The 19,643-nt window shown below is 69.8% G+C and carries 16 protein-coding genes, 1 tRNA gene and 1 pseudogene; 13 read left to right on the top strand and 5 right to left on the bottom strand.

What is annotated here, in order from left to right; all coding sequences use genetic code 11:
- The first annotated feature begins 37 nt into the window (after positions 1-37).
- Together ACWD3I_RS18890 and ACWD3I_RS18885 are read left to right on the top strand one after the other, a co-directional pair.
- Entirely contained in the window at positions 38-778 is a 741-nt protein-coding gene (locus ACWD3I_RS18890) for an SDR family oxidoreductase (protein WP_365394528.1), read from the top strand.
- A gap of 1 nt (position 779) precedes the next feature.
- Positions 780-1,685, top strand: a complete 906-nt coding sequence (locus ACWD3I_RS18885) for an SDR family oxidoreductase (protein WP_365394529.1) — start codon at positions 780-782, stop codon at positions 1,683-1,685.
- Between the two features lie 76 nt (positions 1,686-1,761).
- Here the strand turns inward: ACWD3I_RS18885 and ACWD3I_RS18880 are convergent, their stop codons facing one another.
- Positions 1,762-2,643, bottom strand: coding sequence for a hypothetical protein (locus tag ACWD3I_RS18880; protein WP_365394530.1), 882 nt, complete (start codon positions 2,641-2,643; stop codon positions 1,762-1,764).
- A 95-nt stretch (positions 2,644-2,738) separates the two neighbouring features.
- Between ACWD3I_RS18880 and ACWD3I_RS18875 the strand changes: the two genes are divergently transcribed.
- Positions 2,739-3,173, top strand: a complete 435-nt coding sequence (locus ACWD3I_RS18875; protein ID WP_365394531.1) for a GNAT family N-acetyltransferase — start codon at positions 2,739-2,741, stop codon at positions 3,171-3,173.
- Here ACWD3I_RS18875 and ACWD3I_RS18870 read toward each other — a convergent pair.
- Positions 3,160-4,899 carry a glycoside hydrolase family 35 protein gene (locus ACWD3I_RS18870; RefSeq protein WP_365394532.1) on the bottom strand — a complete coding sequence of 580 codons (1,740 nt, stop codon included), beginning with the start codon at positions 4,897-4,899 and terminating at the stop codon, positions 3,160-3,162. The two genes, ACWD3I_RS18875 and ACWD3I_RS18870, sit on opposite strands and share 14 nt — an antisense overlap.
- Before the next feature lie 83 nt (positions 4,900-4,982).
- Here ACWD3I_RS18870 and ACWD3I_RS18865 point away from each other — a divergent pair, with 83 nt between their 5' ends.
- From ACWD3I_RS18865 to ACWD3I_RS18835, 7 genes and pseudogenes are all read left to right on the top strand, one after another.
- Positions 4,983-5,873: a helix-turn-helix domain-containing protein gene (locus ACWD3I_RS18865; protein WP_365394614.1), complete on the top strand. Its 891-nt coding sequence runs from the start codon at positions 4,983-4,985 to the stop codon at positions 5,871-5,873.
- A gap of 206 nt (positions 5,874-6,079) precedes the next feature.
- Complete coding sequence (locus tag ACWD3I_RS18860; RefSeq protein ID WP_365394533.1) at positions 6,080-6,439, top strand: chorismate mutase; 360 nt, start codon at positions 6,080-6,082, stop codon at positions 6,437-6,439.
- Between the two features lie 140 nt (positions 6,440-6,579).
- Positions 6,580-7,131, top strand: a complete 552-nt coding sequence (locus ACWD3I_RS18855) for a response regulator (protein ID WP_365394534.1) — start codon at positions 6,580-6,582, stop codon at positions 7,129-7,131.
- A gap of 56 nt (positions 7,132-7,187) precedes the next feature.
- Positions 7,188-9,692: an aminopeptidase N gene (gene pepN / locus ACWD3I_RS18850; RefSeq protein ID WP_365394535.1), complete on the top strand. Its 2,505-nt coding sequence runs from the start codon at positions 7,188-7,190 to the stop codon at positions 9,690-9,692.
- 106 nt (positions 9,693-9,798) lie between these two features.
- On the top strand, positions 9,799-10,617 hold the full coding sequence (locus tag ACWD3I_RS18845; RefSeq protein ID WP_365394536.1) for an NmrA family NAD(P)-binding protein: 819 nt from the start codon (positions 9,799-9,801) through the stop codon (positions 10,615-10,617).
- A gap of 127 nt (positions 10,618-10,744) precedes the next feature.
- A complete protein-coding gene (locus tag ACWD3I_RS18840; protein ID WP_365394537.1) occupies positions 10,745-12,166 on the top strand; it encodes a pyridoxal phosphate-dependent decarboxylase family protein in 1,422 nt (473 codons plus the stop codon).
- A pseudogene (locus ACWD3I_RS18835) lies at positions 12,163-13,574 on the top strand (lysine N(6)-hydroxylase/L-ornithine N(5)-oxygenase family protein). The gene ACWD3I_RS18840 and the pseudogene ACWD3I_RS18835 overlap by 4 nt, the downstream one beginning before the upstream one ends.
- A gap of 89 nt (positions 13,575-13,663) precedes the next feature.
- Here the strand turns inward: ACWD3I_RS18835 and ACWD3I_RS18830 are convergent.
- Positions 13,664-15,469, bottom strand: a complete 1,806-nt coding sequence (locus ACWD3I_RS18830; RefSeq protein ID WP_365394538.1) for a bifunctional metallophosphatase/5'-nucleotidase — start codon at positions 15,467-15,469, stop codon at positions 13,664-13,666.
- A 150-nt stretch (positions 15,470-15,619) separates the two neighbouring features.
- Here ACWD3I_RS18830 and ACWD3I_RS18825 point away from each other — a divergent pair, with 150 nt between their 5' ends.
- On the top strand, positions 15,620-16,339 hold the full coding sequence (locus ACWD3I_RS18825; protein ID WP_365394539.1) for an SIMPL domain-containing protein: 720 nt from the start codon (positions 15,620-15,622) through the stop codon (positions 16,337-16,339).
- 145 nt (positions 16,340-16,484) lie between these two features.
- Entirely contained in the window at positions 16,485-17,921 is a 1,437-nt protein-coding gene (pyk, locus tag ACWD3I_RS18820) for a pyruvate kinase (protein ID WP_365394540.1), read from the top strand.
- Here pyk and ACWD3I_RS18815 read toward each other — a convergent pair whose 3' ends face one another.
- Together ACWD3I_RS18815 and ACWD3I_RS18810 are read right to left on the bottom strand one after the other, a co-directional pair.
- Complete coding sequence (locus ACWD3I_RS18815) at positions 17,922-18,701, bottom strand: helix-turn-helix domain-containing protein (protein WP_351682175.1); 780 nt, start codon at positions 18,699-18,701, stop codon at positions 17,922-17,924.
- Positions 18,702-18,806: 105 nt separating this feature from the next.
- A tRNA-Leu gene (locus ACWD3I_RS18810) sits at positions 18,807-18,879 on the bottom strand.
- A gap of 102 nt (positions 18,880-18,981) precedes the next feature.
- Between ACWD3I_RS18810 and ACWD3I_RS18805 the strand changes: the two genes are divergently transcribed.
- Positions 18,982-19,638, top strand: a complete 657-nt coding sequence (locus ACWD3I_RS18805) for an ANTAR domain-containing response regulator (RefSeq protein ID WP_171147617.1) — start codon at positions 18,982-18,984, stop codon at positions 19,636-19,638.
- Positions 19,639-19,643 lie beyond the last annotated feature (5 nt).

Here is a 19,643-nt window from a genome sequence, read left to right as displayed (position 1 = left end):
TTCCACCAAACGTTTGTTAGGTGAAGGGTAGCGGCGAATGGAGCTGAGGGGGAGGGTCGCGGTCGTCACGGGCGGCACGCGGGGAGTGGGTGCCGGGATCGCGCGGGCGTTCGTGGGCGCGGGGGCGGACGTCGTGGTGTGCGCGCGAAGGCCGCCCGAAGTGCCGCTGGAGGGCGCCGAGTTCGTGTCCCTGGAGGTGCGGGACCCGGACGCGGTACGCGCCTTCTTCGCCGCGTTGCCCCGTCTCGACGTCCTCGTCAACAACGCGGGCGGCGGGCCGTTCCGGCTGCTGGCTGACGCGGACGCCGAGCGGCACACGCGGGTGGTCGAGCTGAACCTGCTGGCTCCGCTCACGGCCTCCCTCGCGGCGTACGAGCACCTGAGACGGTCGAAGGGCTCGGTCGTCATGATCGGCAGCGTCAGCGGCAGCCGCCCCTCGCCCGGATCGGCGGCGTACGGGGCGGCCAAAGCCGGACTGGAGAACCTCGCCCGGTCGATGGCGGTGGAGTGGGCGCCGGACGTACGGGTGAACACGCTGGTCGTCGGCATGGTGCGCACCGAGCTGGCCCACCTCCACTACGGCGACGAGGACGGCGTCGACGCCGTCTCCCGCACCGTGCCGCTCGGCCGGCTGGCCGAGCCCGCGGAGATCGGCGCCGCGGCCGTCTTCCTCGCCTCGGACGCCGCCGCGTACATCACCGGGGCGTCGCTGCTGGTGCACGGAGGCGGGGAACGGCCGCTTTTCCTGGACGCGGCAACTGCCAACAAGGAGGCCTGAAATGAGCGGAATCTGCGACGGCCGGGTCGTCGTCGTCACCGGGGCCGGCCGCGGACTCGGCCGGGCGCACGCGCTCGCCTTCGCCGCCGAAGGGGCCCGTGTCGTCGTCAACGACCTCGGTGTCGGCCTCGACGGGGCGCCCGACGCGGACAGCCCGGCCGCACAGGTGGTCGCGGAGATCCGTGCGACGGGCGGCGAGGCCGTCGCCCACGGCGGCGACATCGCGACGACCCGAGGGGCGAGCTCCCTGATCACCGCCGCACTGGAGACGTACGGCCGCCTCGACACCCTCGTCAACAACGCCGGGTTTCTGCGCGACCGGATGCTCGTCAACCTCGACGAGGACGACTGGGACGCGGTGATGCGCGTCCACCTCAAGGGACACTTCCTGCCGCTCAAGCACGCCGCCGCGCACTGGCGGGCGGAGGCGAAGGCGGGACGTACGCCGGTCGCCCGGGTCGTCAACACCGGCAGCGGGGCCGGGTTGTTGGGCTCGGTCGGGCAGGGCAACTACAGCGCGGCGAAGGCGGGGATCGTGGGCCTGACGCTGGTCGCCTCGGCGGAACTCGCACGCTACGGCGTCCAGGTCAACGCGATCGCCCCGGCGGCACGGACGCGGATGACGGAGCACACCTTCGCCGACACCATGGCGGCACCGGGCGAGGGCTTCGACGCGATGGCCCCGGGGAACGTCTCCCCGCTGGTGGTGTGGCTGGGGTCGGCGGCGAGCACGGGGGTGAGCGGCCGGGTGTTCGAGGTGGAGGCCGGCCGGATCACGGTGATGGAGGGATGGCGGGCAGGGCCGAGCGTGGACAAGGGTGCGAGGTGGACGCCGGCGGAAGCCGGAGAGACGGCGCTGAAACTGCTCGGCGAGGCGGAAGCTCCGGGACAGGTGTACGGAGCGTAGGGCAACCCACCTGCTTCTGAGGGGCGCGGGGAACTGCGCGACCAGCCCCACCCACCCGCAGCCAACGACGCACCTCTTACGTGTCGCACTCCAACACCGTCCGGCACAGCGCACACCGCGCCCGTACCCGCCCCCGCACCGGCACCCTGATCTTCTGATGACAGGTCGGACAGGGAAAGGAGACCCGCAGCTCCCCGGCACCCCCGTCAGGCGTGAACGCATAGGCCGCGCCAGGTTGCGGAGCATGAGCCCGCCGATCACGGGCGTACCGCCGCCGCCCAGCCCACCCGGCGGCCGTCAGCGGAGGCTGCTGCTCGTCCTGCCGCGCCTTCGCCATCCCCTTCACATACGCCGTGTAGGCCTGCGCACTGGTGAACCACACCGACGGATCCTCACCGAACACCAGCGACCGCTTCGCCAGCACGTACCCGAACTCCTCCGGCGTCAGATACCCCAGCTTCTGCGAGGACGCCGCGTCCTCCCGGTACGCGTCCAGCAGCAGCCACCCCGCACCCAGATACGTCGTCGCCGTGTCCGTGAGGATCTCGTTCTCCCTCAGCCCCGGGAACGACAGATCGAGCCGGTGCAGATAGACATGCATCACCTCGTGCGCCAGCGCCGCCCCGATGTCCCGGCGATGGGTACGGAAACGGTCGTTCAGCTCCACGAAGTACTCGGGCCCCGCGGCCAGTTCGACGTTCGCGGCATGCGTCATCTCCCGGAAGCCGACGATCATCCGGGCATCGGGGAGGCGGTAGTGCCGCACCAGCTCACGGGCCACCCGCTGCGTCCCCAGATGGAGATCGTCCGTGTCGCAGAACGCCACATCGGCGGGGACCACGCTGGTCGAGAACGTCTGGACGGTGTCGTACGACAGCCGTTTCCAGAGCGCGGTGATCGAGGCCCGCACCGTCTCCAGATGCGGGTAGCCGTGCTCGACCGGTCCGTCGTTCGCCACGCCGGTACCCCCAGGACGCCCTGAACCCGACTCCACTCTACGAGGGTGCGGGCGGATTTTCCCCGGCGGACGGCCGCCCTGGCATACTCCCGGCCGTGACCATCGAACCCGGGACCTCCCTGCAGGTAGGCGACAAGGACGACGCCCTGGAGCAGCGCCTCGACGACGAGCTCACCGCCTTCAACGCCGAGGCGACCGGCGCCGGCACCCCGGCACCCCTCACCGTCCGTGCCACCGACGCCGACGGAGAGCTGGCCGGCGGGCTCACCGCGTGGATCTGGGGTTCCTGCTGCGCGGTCGACATGCTGTGGGTGCGCGCGGACCAGCGCCACGCCGGCTGGGGGACCCGGCTCATGGGCGCCGCCGAGCAGGAGGCCGCGCGGCGCGGCTGCACCGAGATGATCGTGTCCTCCTTCACCTTCCAGGCCCCCGGCTTCTACAAGGGCCTCGGCTTCCGCGAGACCGGCCGCACGGAGGGCATCCCCGGCGGCCACCAGGACGTGCACCTGCACAAGGTCATCGGCTCCTGAACCGCGGTGCCCGGTCGGGCGCCGCCTCCTCGAACTCCAGCACCCATACGTCGTTGGCGCCCTCCCGCAGCACAGGGCCGGGCACGTACAGCGCCTGCTGCGGGCCCGCGGACCAGTAGCGGCCCAGGTTGAAGCCGTTGACCCACACGAACCCCCGTGTCCGGCCCGGCAGTTCGAGCAGCGCGTCCCCCGCGCCCCGCACGGTGAGGGTGCCCCGGTAGAGACCCGGGGCGCCCTCTTCGGGAAGCGGCCGGAAAGTGACCCCGTCGACGTCCTCCAGCGCGTCCAGCCGCAGCCCGCGCGCGCGTACCCCGTGCAGATACTGCCGCTCGTGCAGCAGCCCCCCGGTGATCCCCTTCGCCTCCCCGGTCCGCGGCCCGTAGTTGACCCGCCCCAGGGACTCCACCCACAGCTCCACGCGCGCGTGCCCCGCCACGGGCTCCTTCAGCCGCTCGTCCTCCTCGGTGAGCACCCCGGCCCGCTCCCCGTCGACATACACCACCGCCCGATCCCGCACCCCACGCGCGATCAGCGGATACGGCTGCCGGGGCCCCGGGACGGTCACCTCGTAGCGCACCAGGCCCCGGTCGACGTCGAGTTCCTCGAAGGTGGGCGGCACGGGGGACGTGGTCTCCGGGCCGCCGAGCGTCTCCAGCACGTCGCTCAGGGGCGCCCAGCCGGTGAGCGTCACCTCGGCGGGGGAGCCCAACTGCGCCGGCTCCAGCGGCAGTTCGGGAAGCGGGCCGTCCGCGTACTCGGCGAGGACTTCGCGGAAGCGCCAGAACTTGTCCGTGGGAAGGCCGAACTCGTCGATCGGCGCGTCATAGTCGTACGACGTCACATCCGGCTCCAGCACACCGTCGTGCAGATCGCCACCGCCCCGGTTCGCGCCCGACCACCCCGCGAAGCTCGTCCCGCCGTGCGCCATGTAGAGGTTCACGGAGGCCCCGCACTCCAGGGTCTCCCGCAGAGCCGCCGCAGCGTCCTGAGGATCCCGTACGACGTGCTCGGCGCCCCAGTGGTCGAACCAGCCGCACCAGAACTCCATGCACATCAGCGGCCCGGCGGCCCGGTGCCGGCGCAGGGTCTCGAAGGCCACGCGCGCGTGGGAGCCGAAGTTCACCGTGGCGAGGACACCGGGGAGCGAACCGCCGGTCAGCATGTGGTCCTCGGGGCCGTCGGAGGTGAACAGCGGGACCGTGACGCCCGTCTCGCACAGGAGAGCGGCCAGCCGGCGCAGATACTCCGCGTCCGAGCCGTAACTGCCGTACTCGTTCTCGACCTGCACCATGATCACCGGACCGCCGCGGTCGATCTGCCGGGCCACCACCTGGGGCAGCAGCCGACGGAACCAGCGCTCCACGTGCCCCAGGTACTCCGCGTCGCCGGTGCGCGGCCGCCCCGTCAGCCAGTGCGGCAGCCCGCCGTTCTCCCACTCGGCGCAGATGTACGGCCCCGGCCGCACGATCGCCCACAGCCCCGCCTCCCGCGCCGCGTCAAGGAAACGGCCGAGGGCCTCCACATCGTCGTAGGAACCCGGCCTCGGCTCGTGAAAGTTCCACGGGACGTACGTCTCCACGCAGTTCAGGCCCATCGCCCGCAGCATCGCCAGCCGGTGCCCCCACTGCGCCTCGTGCACCCGGAAGTAGTGCAGCGCACCGGACAGCAGCCGCACCGGCCGCCCGTCCAGCAGAAAGTCCTTTTCCCCCACCGCGAACTCGCTCATACGCCCCACCCTCACCTCTGGCGCAGGTCAGGGTCCATGGACAAAGATCGGCGCAGCTTGGACGGATGAAACGGGGCCTGTCGATGTACCACACCTGGATGCGGTTCCTCACGCCAGGACCCGCCCACCACCGCCTCGGCCTCGTCTGCCTCGGCGTCGGCCTCCAGTACGGCGCCCTGCCCACCGTCGGCCCCCGCACCCTCGACCACCACGTCGCCGTCGTCATCAGTACCGGCGGCGGCTGGTACGAGGACGCCCGCGGCCGCCGTACGACCGTCACCGCGCCCGCCCTGCTGTGGCTCACCCCCGGCGTCCCCCACCACTACGCACCCGACCCCGAAACCGGCTGGGACGAGGGCTTCGTCGACTTCACCGGGCCCGCCACCGCCACCTACACCGAACTCGGCTACATCGAACCCGACCGGCCCGTCGTCCCCCTGACCGACGCCACCGGACCCCGTGCCGTCATCGGACGCATGGCCCGCGCAGCCCGCCGCGACAACCCCCTCCTGGAGGTCGAGACCGGCGCCGCCGTCCACGAACTCCTCGTCGCCCTGCGCCGCGCCCGCGCCGACCTCACCCCCGACGGCCACCAGGTCCTCAAAGCCCTCGCCCGCGACGCCTTCACCCCCATGTCCGTCGCCGACCACGCCGCCCGGCACGGCATGACCCTCGCCGAACTGCGCACCGCCGTGCGCCGCGGCGCCGGCTGCAGCCCCAAGGACTACCTCCTCGGCATCCGCCTGGGCCGCGCCAAGGAACTCCTCGCCGCCACCGAACTCCCCGTCGCCGCCGTCGCCCGCCGCGTGGGCTACGACGACCCCGCCTACTTCTCCCGCCTGTTCACCCGCCGCGTCGGCACGGCGCCCGTCCGCTTCCGCGCCCAGCAGGGCCGCACCGTCCCCGGCGGCTGGAGCGACCAGGTACCCGACCCCGACGATCCACCCAGACTCCCCGGCACCGACGCCGGGTAGGGGCCACGGAGGTCGCCTCCGGCACCACCGAGGCGACTCCGGCGGATCCTTCGCGTGGTGAGGCCCGTGCCGAGGCGACCGGGGCCGATCCGACGACCGGGGCGGGCCGCTCCGACGAGCCTTCGCGGGCGGCTGCCCGCAGGGACCGGGCTCGGTCGCGGACACCTCGACGGCGCGGCCGCGGCCGCCACGTAGGGTGGTCGCCCATGACCACCAGCACCAACGGAACCGGTGACGTCGACCCCGCCGTGCGCGAGGAGCTCGCCCGGCTGCGCGACAGCATCGACAACATCGACGCCGCCGTCGTCCACATGCTCGCCGAACGCTTCAAGGCCACCCAGCAGGTCGGCCACCTCAAGGCCCGGCACCAACTGCCGCCCGCCGACCCGGCCCGCGAGGCCCGCCAGATCGAACGGCTGCGCACCCTCGCCGAGAACGCCAAGCTCGACCCGGCCTTTGCTGAGAAGTTCCTCAATTTCATCATCGCCGAAGTGATCCGCCACCACGAGCGGATCGCCGAGACCGTGGAGAACACGATCAACGGCACCTCGCCACAGGCGAACTGACCTCGGCCGACGCCGAAAGGGCGTGACAGGCGGGCCCGCGAGAGGCATGCTGCGCTGTGCACTCCTTGTCAGCTGACGAGCACTGCCCGTCAGCTTCTCGGACATAAGCTGGTTGTCCCACGCGGGAGGGACGTCGGGCCATGCCGTCGGATGCCAAGATCCTCATCGTCGACGACCACGAGGACACGCTGTACGCCCTGGAGAGCGCCCTCGCCCCGCTGGGGTACCGGCTCAGCCGCGCCACCAGCGGCGACGAGGCACTCAAGCAGGTACTCCGCGGGCAGGTCGGCCTGCTCCTCCTCGACGTCCGCATGCCCGGCGTCAGCGGCCTCGATGTCGTGCGCTACATGCGCCGCCTGGAACAGACCCAGCACATACCCGTCGTCCTGCTCACCGGCTTCGGCACCGACCACGCACTGACCTCCACCGCCTTCGGACTCGGCGTCGCCGACCTGATCACGAAACCCATCGACCCCTGGGTCCTGCGCACCAAGGTCCGCTACCTCTACGACACCCACCGGCGCCAGCTCGTCCTCGAGGAGGAGATCCGCGAACTGCGCGCCCTCGTCAAGAACCACGGCGAGGCCCACGACCGCCCCTCACGCCCCGCCCTGCCCCACCCGGACACCAGGGTCCCGCTCCAGCGCGCAGAAGGGGCGCACCATGGCAGTCTCGAACAGGACCGGACATAGGCCGCGTACCGATCCGCCCCTGTGCCCGGCCAGTCCCATCAGGCAGCATGTCCTGCATGTCCGTACTGACGCGCGACGAAGCGCAGACCCGTGCCAAGCTCCTCGACGTCCACCGGTACACGATCGACCTCGATCTGACGACCGGCGACGACACCTTCGACTCCCGCACCGTCATCCGCTTCACCCTGCGCACGGACGGTGACACCTTCGTCGAGCTCAAGCCCGCACAGCTGCGCTCCGTCGCCCTCGACGGACAGCCCCTCGACCCGGAGTCCCTGGACGGCGACCGGCTGCCCCTGAAGAACCTCACCGCCGGCGAACACGAGCTCCGCATCGACGCGAGCATGCGCTACTCCCGCACCGGCGAGGGCATGCACCGCTTCACCGACCCCACCGACGACGAGACCTACCTCTACACCCAACTCTGCATGGACGACGCCCCCCGCGTCTTCGCCGCCTTCGACCAGCCCGACCTCAAGGCCGTCTTCGAGCTGACCGTGAAGGCCCCCGAGAACTGGACCGTCCTCGCCAACGGCGTCGCCGAACACCTCGGCGACGGCCACTGGCGGGCCGCCCCCACCCCGCTCATCTCCACCTACCTCGTCGCCGTCGCCGCCGGCCCCTACCACTCCGTCACCACCGAACACCGAGGCCTGCCCTTCGGCCTGCACTGCCGCCGCTCGCTCGCCCCCTACCTCGACGCGGACGCCGACGAACTGTTCGAGGTCACCAAGCAGTGCTACGACCGCTACCACGAGAAGTTCGAGGAGCCCTACCCCTTCGACTCCTACGACCAGGCGTTCGTCCCCGAGTTCAACGCCGGCGCCATGGAGAACCCCGGACTGGTCACCTTCCGCGACGAGTTCGTCTACCGCTCCGCCGTCACCGACACCGAACGCCAGACCCGCGCCATGGTCATCGCCCACGAGATGGCCCACATGTGGTTCGGCGACCTCGTCACCCTGCGCTGGTGGGACGACATCTGGCTCAACGAGTCCTTCGCCGAGTACATGGGCTACCAGACCTGCGCCGAAGCCACCCGCTTCGCCGACACCTGGACCGACTTCGGCGTCGCCCGCAAGGCCTGGGGCTACGAGGCCGACCAGCGCCCCTCCACCCACCCCGTCGCCCCCGACCCCGAGCTGGTGCCCGACACCGCCTCCGCCATGCTCAACTTCGACGGCATCTCCTACGCCAAGGGCGCCTCCGCGCTACGGCAACTGGTGGCCTGGCTCGGCGAGAAGGACTTCCTCGCCGGCATCAACACCCACTTCGCCCGCCACAAGTTCGCCAACGCCACCCTCGCCGACTTCATCGACTCCCTCGCGAGCAGCACCGAACGCGACGTCCACGCCTGGGCGGAGACCTGGCTGCGCACCACCGGCGTCGACGTCCTCAGGCCCCAGGTCACCCGCGGCGACGAAGGCACCTACACCCTCCAGGTCGAGCAGACCGGCAGCCGCCCGCACCGCATCGCCGTCGGCCTCTACGACCGGACCCTGGCGGAAGGCACGGCCGACGCGGGCCGCCACCTCGTCCTGCGTGAACGCCTCGACCTCGACGTCCCGCAGACCGCACCCCAGCCCATCGGCAAGCGCCCCGCCCTGCTGCTCCTCAACGACGGCGACCTCAGCTACGCCAAGGTCCGCTTCGACGCGGACTCCTTCGACACCGTCCGCGCCGCCCTGTCGGGCCTGCCCGACCCGCTCACCCGCGCCGTCGTCTGGAACGCCCTGCGCGACGCGGTCCGCGACGGCGAACTGGCGCCCACCGCCTACCTCGAGGCCGCCCGCACCCACCTCCCGCACGAGACCGACCTCGCCCTCGTCCAGGGCGTCCTCGCCTTCGCCTCCGTCCAGGTCGCCGGCCGCTACGTGACGCCCGAGGAGCGCCCCGCCGCCCTCGCCACCCTCACCTCCCTGTGCCGCGACCTCATCCGCCGCACCGAGGACGGTGACAACCCCGGCCTGCGCCTGATCGCCGTACGCCACTTCATCGACGTCGCGGCCCACCCCGACACCATCGCCGCCTGGCTCGCCGACGGCACCGTCCCCGGCGGCCCCGAACTCGATCCCGAACTGCGCTGGCGCGTCCTGGCCCGCCTCGCCGTCCTCGACGCCACCGACGAGACCGCCATCGCCGCCGAACTCGACCGCGACCCGTCCGCCACCGGCCAGGAGGGCGCCACCCGCTGCCGCGCCGCCCTGCCCGACGCGGCCGCCAAGCACACCGCGTGGGAGGCCATGTTCGCCCACGACGACCTGTCCAACTACCTGTTCACCGCCACCGCCCAGGGCTTCTGGCAGCCCGAACAGGCCGAACTCCTGCAGGAGTACGTCCCGCGCTACTTCGAGGACGCCGTCGCCCTCGCCGCCCGCCGCGGCCCCGCCATCGCCGACGCCGCCGGCCGCTACGCCTTCCCCGCCTACGCCGTCGACGCCGACACCCTGAGCCACGGCGAACGGTGCCTGCGCAACGCCGAGCCCATCCCGGCCCTGCGCCGCAAGCTCGCCGACCAACTCGACGACCTGGCACGCGCGCTGCGAGTGAGGGAGGCCTAGGACCTCAGACGTAGGCCGCGGTTGCTCCCGGGAGACGACGCGGGAAGGTGATCGTCCGCTCTAGGCTACGGACAGTCAAGGACGATCAACTCTGGGAGACAGACCCGTGATCTTAGTAACCGGCGCCACCGGAAACGTCGGCCGTGCCCTCGTCGACCGCCTCGTCGCCGCAGGCCGACCCGTACGCGCCCTCAGCCGCGACCCGCAGAAGGCCGCACTGCCCGACGGGGTGGAGGTCATGCGCCTCCACCCCGACAGGTCCGTCTTCGAAGGCGCCACCAAACTCTTCCTCTACGTCCAGGCCGCGAACGCCGACCTCCTCACGGCTGCCCGCGAAGCCGGCGTCCGGCACGTCGTGTTCCTGTCCGCCGGATACGTCAAAGAAGGCGCCGACGACAGCAACCCCCTCCAGGTCATGCACGCCGACGCCGAACGCGCCATCCGCGACAGCGGCCTGGAATGGACCTTCCTGCGCCCCCACGCCTTCGCTGTCAACGCCCTCTCATGGGCGGCGCAGATCCACGCCGGCGACACCGTCCGCGGCGTCTTCGCCGACGCGATGAGCGCACCCATCCACGAGGACGACATCGCCGCCGTCGCCGAACACGCCCTCCTCGACGTGGGCCACGAAGGCGCCGCCCACATCCTGACCGGACCCGCAGCGACCAGCAACGCCGACCAGATCGCCGCGATCGGCCGGGCCCTCGGACGCGACCTGGAGTACGTCGAACTCCCGCCGGAGCAGGCCGCCACCGAACTGTTCTCCCACATGCCACCGCACCTCCTCCAGTTCCTGCTGAAGAGCTGGGCCGCCACCGTCGGAGCGACCCCGGAGATCACCCACACCGTCGAGAAGATCACCGGAACCCCGGCCCGCACCTTCGAGCAGTGGGCCCGGGACCACGCCGAGGACTTCCGGGGCTGACCTCCGACACGTTTTCCCCGCACGGAAGTACCCCCTTTCGGGTCTGAATCGTTGAACCCTTCGGGCGCGCCCACGCCACCGCGTACAAGCTGGAACTCCCTCTGCCGGCGCGCCCCGGAGGACAACCATGAGCACCCCGCCACTGGCTTCCGGCCCCGAAGGCCCCCACGCCCTGCGCCCGTTGCTCGACACCGTCCTCGAAGCGCTACGAGACGGCGCGAGGGAGCGCGGGGGCCCGCTGCCGAGGGGAGGCCCGGAAGCGGTCGGGGCCCGCGTACGGCACGCGGTGGGGGACGTACTCCCCGACGAGGGCGACCGGGAGGCGCTACGCCACCTGGTACGGGCCCTCGCGGCAGGCTCCGCCGACCCGGCGGACCCCTTGTGCGCCGCCCACTTGCACTGCCCACCCCTCGCGGTAGCAGCGGCAGCCGACCTGGCGGCGTCAGTCCTCAACCCTTCCCTGGACTCCTGGGACCAGGCACCGGCAGCGTCAGAGCTGGAGCGACTGGTAACTCGGGTACTTGCCAACGAGGTCTACGCCGATGTGCCTAGGGGCGCGGGGAACTGCGCGACAAGCCCCCACGGGCCCGCAGCCGACAACGAGCCCGACTCCCTCGTGACAACTGGCGGCACCGAATCGAACCAACTGGCCCTTCTCCTGGCCCGAGAAGCCCTGGGCGCCGGCACCCGCCTGGTCTGCGGAGCCAACACCCACCACTCCCTGCCCCGAGCCGCCTGGCTCCTGGGCCTCCCCGACCCGGTGATCGTCCCCGCACCCGCAGGCACCCTCGACCCAGCCGCCCTGGACGCCGCACTCATCGGCCTCCCCGGCCCTCACCTCGTCGCCGCCACGGCGGGAACCACGGATGCCGGCCTCATCGACCCCCTGCCCGAGATCGCCGAGGTCTGCCGAACCCACGGCGCCCGCCTGCACATCGACGCCGCATACGGCGGAGGGCTCCTCTTCAGCACCCGGCACCGGGACAAGCTCACCGGCCTGAGCACCGCAGCCACCGTCACACTCGACCTGCACAAACTCGGCTGGCAACCGGTCGCCGCAGGCCTCCTCGCCGTCCAGGACGCCCGCGACCTCGCCGCACTCCAACAGCGCGCCGACTACCTCAACGCCGACGACGACACCGAAGCCGGCCTCCCCGACCTCCTCGGCCGCTCCCTGCGCACCAGCCGCCGCCCCGACGCCCTCAAGATCGCCGTCACCCTGAAAACCCTCGGCCGCACCGGACTCGGCCGACTCGTCGACCAAGTCTGCGCACGGGCAAGGGAGTTCGCCGAACTCGTCCAGGACCACCCGGGACTCGAACTCCACGACCCGCCCACCATCAGCACGGTCCTGTTCCGGCCGGCCCACGCCACCGACGACGACATCGCCGCCGTACGCCGAAAACTCCTCACCGACGGCCGCGCCGTCCTGGGCCGGGCCCGCCTCGACGGCCGGCTCTGGCTCAAGGCCACCCTCCTCAACCCCCACACCCGGCCCGACGACCTGGCCGCACTCCTGAAAGTCGTGGAAGGAACCACCCCCGGATGACCCCCACACCGCCCCACCAGCAGCCCGACGCACCCCGCGACCTCGTCGGCATCGGCATCGGCCCCTTCAACCTCTCCCTCGCCGCCCTCGCCCACCCCCTCGCCGAACTCGACACCGTCTTCTACGAACAACGCCCCGCCTTCGACTGGCACCCCGGCCTCCTCATCGACGGCGCCAGAATCCAGGTCCCCTTCCTCGCCGACCTGGTCACCCTCGCCGACCCGGTCAGCCCCTGGACCTTCCTCAACTACCTCAAGAGCCGCGACCGGCTCTTCCCCTTCTACTTCGCCGAGCGCTTCCACATCCAGCGCGCCGAATACGACGCCTACTGCCGCTGGGTCGCCGAGAACCTCCCCGGACTCCACTTCGGCCACCAGGTCGACGCCGTCCGCTGGAACCCCGAACGCGAGCTCTTCGAGGTCGACTTCACCCAGCTCGACACCGACGGAGAAGCCGAAGCCCTCGGCCGGACGTACACGAGGAACATCGTCCTCGGCGTCGGCACCGAGCCCTACATCCCCGAACCCCTCAAACCCCTCGTCGAGGCCACCGGCGTGCCCGTCATCCACGCCGCCGACTACCTCGCCCACCGGGAGGCCTTCCAACGCGCCGAACACGTCACCGTCGTCGGCACCGGACAGTCCGGCGCCGAGATCTTCCTCGACCTGCTCCGCACCCGCCCCGCGGGCCGCGAAGGCCTCCACTGGCTCGGCCGCACCGAGGCCTTCGCCCCCATGGAGTACTCCAAGCTCGGCCTGGAACACTTCACCCCCGACTACACCCGCTACTTCCACGCCCTCCCCGAAGCCGAACGCGACCGCCTCGTCACCGCCCAATGGCAGCTCCACAAAGGCATCGACGCCGACACCATCGCCGCCATCCACGACGAGCTCTACCGGCGCACCCTGCACGGCGGCTGGCCCGACACCGTCCTCACCCCCGGCGTCCGCGTCCGCACCGCGGGACGCGTAGCCACCACCAAGGTCGAACTCCACCTCGAACACACCGAGCAGAACACCCGCTCCCGCCTCACCACCGACGCCGTCGTCCTCGCCACCGGCTACCGCGAACGCCCCCTGGACCGCATCCTCGCCGGACTCGACCCCTACCTGCGCCGCGACAGCCGCGAACGCCCCCGCGTCGACGAACAGTTCCGCCTCGTCCTCGACCCTCCGTCACCGGCACCCTCTACGTCCAGAACGCCGAACGCCACACCCACGGCGTCGGCACCCCCGACCTCGGCCTCGCCGCCTGGCGCAGCGCCACCATCCTCAACTCCCTGACGGAAAAGGTCCCTTACCCCCTCCCCACCCGAACCGCCTTCACCACCTTCGGCCTCGACCAGCAGCCCCGGATCCCGGCCGCCCGCCAGGCCCAGACACTCACCCCACTGGTCGAGGGACGCTAGGAGAAGAGCGCGCACGCCAACGGCGCCGACGTGAAAGCCTCGCCGGCGCCGTGGACGTAACTCCGCTGCCCCTCTGGGGGCCAGGACTACTAGAAGACCGGCGTACCGTTCCGCGTCAGCTTCCAGTCCACCGACGCGAAGTCCGCCGGGTTCAGCACACCCTTCGCCGTCACCCACTCCGCGATCCGCGTACGGATCTCCGTCGACTCCGCCCACAGCTCCTTCGCCGAAGCCACGTGCGGGAACGCACCGCCACCGTTGGCACGGTAGTTGTTCACCGCGAACACGAACTGCTGCGCGTCGTCCAGCGCCGCACCGTTGTAGGAGAGGTTCTTGATCCGCGAACCCGCCGCCTGCGCGATGTCGATCTCGTACGACAGCCCCGACACGTAGTCGTAGTTGTAGTCCGGACGGCTGTTCGCGTTCGTCAGCTTCTCCACGTCCACCGCGGCGTCCACCGCGGTCTGCACGAAGTACTGCGCCGAGTACTCCAGGTACGCCTTGATCTGCGCACCCGTCAGCAACTTCGCGACCAGCGTGTTGTCGTACACGTACAGGCTGGACAGGTCCCGGATCGTCACATTGCCCGCCGGGATCTCCGACGTACGGGAGAACGGCGAGGCCTGCGAGAGGACCGGCAGCGCGGCGTACTCGGTGCTCGCCAGCGCCGCCTTGACCACGTCCTCCTGGACCTTCGTGATCAGGTCGATGATCGGGGCGTCCTTGTAGCGGGCCTCGACCGTCGTCAGCGTCTCCGTGGCAGTACCGACGACCTGGTTGACGTACTCCACCACGATGTCGTGGTCGTCCTTCAGCAGCTTCGTGATCTTCGGGTCGTCCGCGACCGTCTTCGAGTCACGCACCGTCGCCTTCACCGACTCGACCGTCCAGCGGCCCTTCGAGAAGACCAGCTCGAAGTCGAACAGGGACAGCCGCTGCGCATAGCAGAGCGGCTCCGACAGGACGACCGTCCTGCCGGTCTTCTCGTTGGTGACCAGCAGCTCGGCGATCTCCGTGTGCGCGTGCCCGACGAGGATCGCGTCGATGCCCGGCACCTGCTGGGCCACCAGCGCCGCCGAGTTCTCGATGTACGGCAGCTGGTCACCGTACGAGGAGGTGCCCGAGGAGCCGGAGTGCGCCGACACGACGACCACGTCCGCACCCATCGACCGCAGCTTCGGCACCCACTTCGCGGCCTGCTCCTCAAGGCCCGGGAACACCAGCTTGCCCTCGACGTACGCCTTGTCCCAGATCGCGATGCCCGGGTTGGTCAGACCGAGGACGGCGACCTTGACCGGCGGGAGACCGGGCGGGCAGATCTTCTTGATGAAGTAGGGCGGGAAGGCCGGCTTCAGCGTCTTCGCGTCCAGCGCGTTCGCGCCGAGCAGCGGGAAGTGGCACTGGTCCTCGAACTTGCGCAGCGTCTCGATGCCGTAGTTGAACTCGTGGTTGCCCAGCGCCACGGCGTCATAGCCGATCGCGTTCATCGCCGCGGCCATCGGGTGGACCGGACCGCCCTTGGCGGTGATCGGGTCCACCTTCGCGTAGTAGTACGTCAGCGGCGTGCCCTGGATCGTGTCGCCCGCGTCGATGAGCAGCGTGTTGCGCCGGCCCTTCTCCGCACGGACCTGATCGACCAGGGTCGAGACCCGGGCCAGACCCTTCGCGTTGCCCTTGGCGTCCGTGTACTCCGTGTCCTTGAAGTAGTCCCAGTTGAAGATGTTGCCGTGCAGGTCGGTGGTGCCCATCACCGTGAAGGAGTACCGCTTTGCGGGCTTCTGCACCTTCTTGGCCTCCGCAGCCTCGGCCGCAGGAGCCCCCACGGCACCGGCCAGCGCGACGCCCGCACCGGTCACGGCGGACTTCTCCAGGAACTTCCTGCGGTTCAACGGCATGTCTTGATCTCCTCGGGGAACGGTCAACAACGCGCGTAGATTCTGACCCGCACACGTCGAACCGCAACACCCCCTACAGGTTTCGATCTGATGACCCAACCTGTGACCCGACGAGCTGACAACACGCCAAGAAGTGACAGAGTGGGTCGTATGACCACACAGGCTGCGGACGACCCCCAACCCTTCGTGCCCTACGGCACCCCCGACGCCCCCCGCATCGCCGTCCGCGGCGAAGCCCGCCTCGAAGTCGACCCCGAGATCGCCCGCATCGGCGTCAGCGTCGCCGCCCGCGGCAAAGACCGCCGCACCGCCCTCGACGACCTCACCCGCCGCAACGCCACCGTCCTCGACCTCATCAAGACCTACGGCGACGCCGTCGAAAGGCTCGAGACAGGCGCCTTCTCCATCACCCCCCAGCTCAAGGAGAAAGGCCGCGGCGAACGCGTCCACGCCTACCACGGCAGCGTCCACGTCACCGCCGAACTCACCGACTTCACCGCACTCGGTGAACTCACCACACGACTCGCCGACCTGGACCTCACCCGCGTCGACGGCCCCTGGTGGGCCCTACGACCCACCTCCCCGGCCCACCGCCAAGCCCGCCAGCAGGCCGTCAAGGAAGCCGTCCAGCGAGCACGCGAATACGCCGAGGCACTCGGAACCACACTCGCCGCCCTCGTCGAACTCGCCGACATCGGCGCCGAGAACGCCCAACCCCTCGCCCCCGCCGCCCCCGGCAACCGCATGCGCTCCATGTCCTACGCCGCGGCCGAGGACACCGCCGCCGCCCCCCTCGACCTCGAACCCCAACGCCAACGCGTCCACGCCCAGGTCAACGCCCGCTTCACCATGGCACCGCCGAAGCTCTGAAACCGAGGAGAATTCGCACAAGGGAATGCTCATCAGAGCACCCCGGCGCACAATTCAACCCTTGTCAATAGCCCGTCAACCAAAGGTTGTTGAGTAGTCACCCCCCACCAAATCACTACCCACCGGTAAGCCCTAGGGTCAAAACATGCGCCGAGCAAAGATCGTCTGCACCCTGGGCCCCGCCACCGACTCATACGACCAGATCAAGGCACTGGTCGAAGCCGGAATGGACGTAGCCCGCTTCAACCTCAGCCACGGCAGCTACGCCGAGCACGAGGAGCGCTACCACCACGTCCGCAAGGCCTCCGACGAGACCGGCCACAGCGTCGGCATCCTCGCCGACCTTCAAGGCCCGAAGATCCGCCTCGGCCGCTTCACCGAAGGACCCGTACTCCTTGAACGCGGCGACACCTTCACCATCACCGTGGAAGAAGGCGCCGAAGGCGACCAGCACTCCTGCGGAACGACCTACGCGGGCCTCGCCGACGACGTCACCGCGGGCGAGCGCATCCTCGTCGACGACGGCAAGGTCTGCCTCGAAGTCACCGCCGTCGACGGCCCCCGCGTCCACACCACCGTCATCGAAGGCGGGATGGTCTCCGACAACAAGGGACTGAATCTGCCGGGTGTCGCGGTATCGGTGCCGGCCCTCTCGGAAAAGGACGAGGCCGACCTGCGCTGGGCGCTGCGGACAGGCTTCGACGTCATCGCACTGTCCTTCGTCCGGTCAGGCCGGGACATCGACGACGTCCACCGCATCATGGACGAGGAAGGCCGCCGCCTCCCCGTCATCGCCAAGGTGGAGAAGCCCCAGGCGGTAGAGGCGATCGAGGACATCGTCGCCGCCTTCGACGCCATCATGGTGGCGCGCGGCGACCTCGGCGTGGAGATGCCCCTCGAACAGGTCCCCATCGTCCAGAAGCGCGCGATCAAGCTGGCGAAGCGCAACGCCAAGCCGGTCATCGTCGCGACGCAGATGCTCGACTCGATGATCGAGAACTCCCGCCCGACGAGGGCGGAGGCGAGCGATGTGGCGAACGCGGTCATCGACGGCACGGACGCGGTCATGCTCTCCGGCGAGACCAGCGTCGGCAAATACGCCATCGAGACCGTCCGCACCATGGCGAAGATCGTCACCGCCGCCGAGGAGGACATCCTCGCCAAGGGTCTCCCGCCCCTGACCGAACGCAACAAACCCCGCACGCAGGGCGGAGCGGTCGCGCGGGCGGCAGCGGAGATGGGCGACTTCCTGGGAGCCAAATTCCTGGTCGCCTTCACCCAGTCGGGCGACACGGTCCGCAGGCTCTCCCGTTACCGCTCCCCGATCCCCCTCCTCGCCTTCACCCCCGAGCCGGCGACCCGCTCCCAGCTGAACCTGACATGGGGAGTGGAGACCTTCCTCGGCCCCCAGGTCGACTCCACGGACGCGATGGTCGACCAGGTGGACGAACTCCTTCTGAAGTACGGCCGCTGCGAGAAGGGCGACATCGTGGTGATCACCGCGGGTTCCCCGCCCGGAGTCGCCGGCTCGACGAACCTCGTCCGGGTCCACCACATCGGCGAGGACGACAGCCCCAAGTAGTCAGTGTTTCGGGCCTACGTGAGTGTCGAGCAGGGCGACTGAGGCCTTCTTGGCGACCGAGATGTTGTACGGGTTTCCATTGCGGGTGCAGTGCGTCCACTCGATGTCCAGCTTGTCGAGGGTGTCTGTGTAGAGCTGCCGGATGTCGTCGGAGATGTTGGTGAAGAAGTAGCGGGGGTATTCGTACCGCTTTGGCTCACCGGCGACGATGCGGGTCGTCCAGTTGGTGATGCGGCAGCCGTCGGAGTGGATGAGGCCGCGGATGAACTCCCAGGGGTAGGCGTCGACGATTTCCTGTTGCCAGGGGTGGAGCATGATCGGCCGCTCGTGCTTCCTGCCAGGGCCGTGCTGGGGGAACATGCAGGTCCAGTGCTTCGTGTACGACTTCACTTCGATGCAGCCAGGCTTGTAGCGCTGGCTGACGCGTGGGAGGGGCATCACCTTGCGCATGGCGTCTTCGGCGGCCTTGATAAGGCCGGTCTGTGTGGCGTTGCAGAAGACGGACAAATGATGCTGCTTGGGCTTCGAGATGATGTGGCCGTCGCCGAGGTAGAGGCCCAGGAGATAGGCATACGCGACCTTGTCGAATTCGCGGCCAGTGCACTGGGGGCAGTCCGTGGGCTGCTCGTAGGTTTCGTTGCGGAGCTTGCGGTCCTCGCTGCGCCACCAGCCGACCGTCCCTCGCGGGACGTTGAGGCGGGCGGCGACTACTCGGTTTGGGATGCCCTGGCGCATGAGCGCGACAGCGTGTGCGCGAATCGAAGGGCTGTGCTCTTCCATGCGACCACACTGTGTGAGTCCCCACGGCGACACGCAGCAAAAAGCGGATGTTCACGAGAACGGGAACATCCGCTTCCTATAGCAACCTTCGATTCGAAGGAAAAGTGCCCCGAGTCGGATTCGAACCGACGCTGGATGGGTTTTGAATCCATGGCCTCTACCGCTGGGCTACCGGGGCCCCCTTCAATATGAAGGTCAGCGGTCACCCGCTGTGCCCCCACTTTACCGCAGCTAGGTAGGCTCTTGTCAGCAGCACCCCTGCCCTGAACGAGGAGCCCCCGTGACCGCCCCCGAGTCGCCCCAGCCCGTAGACGCGCCCGACGACGACAAGTCGCACGTGCCTCCGCTGACGACCCGTGTCGTCATCGCCGAGGACGAGGCCCTCATCCGGCTCGACCTCAAAGAGATGCTGGAGGAAGAGGGCTACAGCGTCGTCGGCGAGGCCGGTGACGGTGAGCAGGCCATCGAGCTGGCCCGTGAGCACAAGCCGGACCTCGTGATCCTCGACGTGAAGATGCCGAAGATGGACGGCATCTCCGCGGCCGAGAAGATCGCCGAGGAGCGCATCGCCCCCGTCCTCATGCTGACCGCCTTCTCGCAGCGCGACCTCGTGGAGCGCGCTCGCGACGCCGGTGCGATGGCGTATCTGGTGAAGCCCTTCAGCAAGAGTGACGTCGTACCGGCTATCGAGATGGCCGTGTCCCGGTTCACCGAGTTGAAGGAGCTGGAGGCCGAGGTCGCCGACCTCACTCTGCGTCTGGAGACCCGCAAGCTCGTCGACCGGGCGAAGTCGATTCTTCAGACCGAGTACGGGCTGACCGAGCCGGCCGCGTTCCGTTGGATCCAGAAGACGTCGATGGACCGGCGTATGTCGATGCAGCAGGTGGCCGAGGCCGTCATCCAGGACGCCGATGAGAAGAAGGCCGGGAAGGGCTGACCCTC

This window comes from Streptomyces sp. NPDC002817 (genome assembly GCF_053592055.1).
The sequence above is the reverse complement of the archived record's forward strand: the minus strand, read 5'-3'. Positions and strand labels throughout refer to the sequence as shown.

Bases quoted from the DNA above. Each gene is read 5' to 3' on its own strand.
- ACWD3I_RS18860 (WP_365394533.1), top strand. From the start codon at position 6,080: ATGACCACCAGCACCAACGGAACCGGTGACGTCGACCCCGCCGTGCGC.
- ACWD3I_RS18865 (WP_365394614.1), top strand. From the start codon at position 4,983: ATGTACCACACCTGGATGCGGTTCCTCACGCCAGGACCCGCCCACCAC.
- pyk (WP_365394540.1), top strand. From the start codon at position 16,485: ATGCGCCGAGCAAAGATCGTCTGCACCCTGGGCCCCGCCACCGACTCA.
- pepN (WP_365394535.1), top strand. From the start codon at position 7,188: ATGTCCGTACTGACGCGCGACGAAGCGCAGACCCGTGCCAAGCTCCTC.
- ACWD3I_RS18855 (WP_365394534.1), top strand. From the start codon at position 6,580: ATGCCGTCGGATGCCAAGATCCTCATCGTCGACGACCACGAGGACACG.
- ACWD3I_RS18885 (WP_365394529.1), top strand. From the start codon at position 780: ATGAGCGGAATCTGCGACGGCCGGGTCGTCGTCGTCACCGGGGCCGGC.
- ACWD3I_RS18815 (WP_351682175.1), bottom strand. From the start codon at position 18,701: ATGGAAGAGCACAGCCCTTCGATTCGCGCACACGCTGTCGCGCTCATG.
- ACWD3I_RS18870 (WP_365394532.1), bottom strand. From the start codon at position 4,899: ATGAGCGAGTTCGCGGTGGGGGAAAAGGACTTTCTGCTGGACGGGCGG.
- ACWD3I_RS18825 (WP_365394539.1), top strand. From the start codon at position 15,620: ATGACCACACAGGCTGCGGACGACCCCCAACCCTTCGTGCCCTACGGC.
- ACWD3I_RS18890 (WP_365394528.1), top strand. From the start codon at position 38: ATGGAGCTGAGGGGGAGGGTCGCGGTCGTCACGGGCGGCACGCGGGGA.
- ACWD3I_RS18830 (WP_365394538.1), bottom strand. From the start codon at position 15,469: ATGCCGTTGAACCGCAGGAAGTTCCTGGAGAAGTCCGCCGTGACCGGT.
- ACWD3I_RS18840 (WP_365394537.1), top strand. From the start codon at position 10,745: ATGAGCACCCCGCCACTGGCTTCCGGCCCCGAAGGCCCCCACGCCCTG.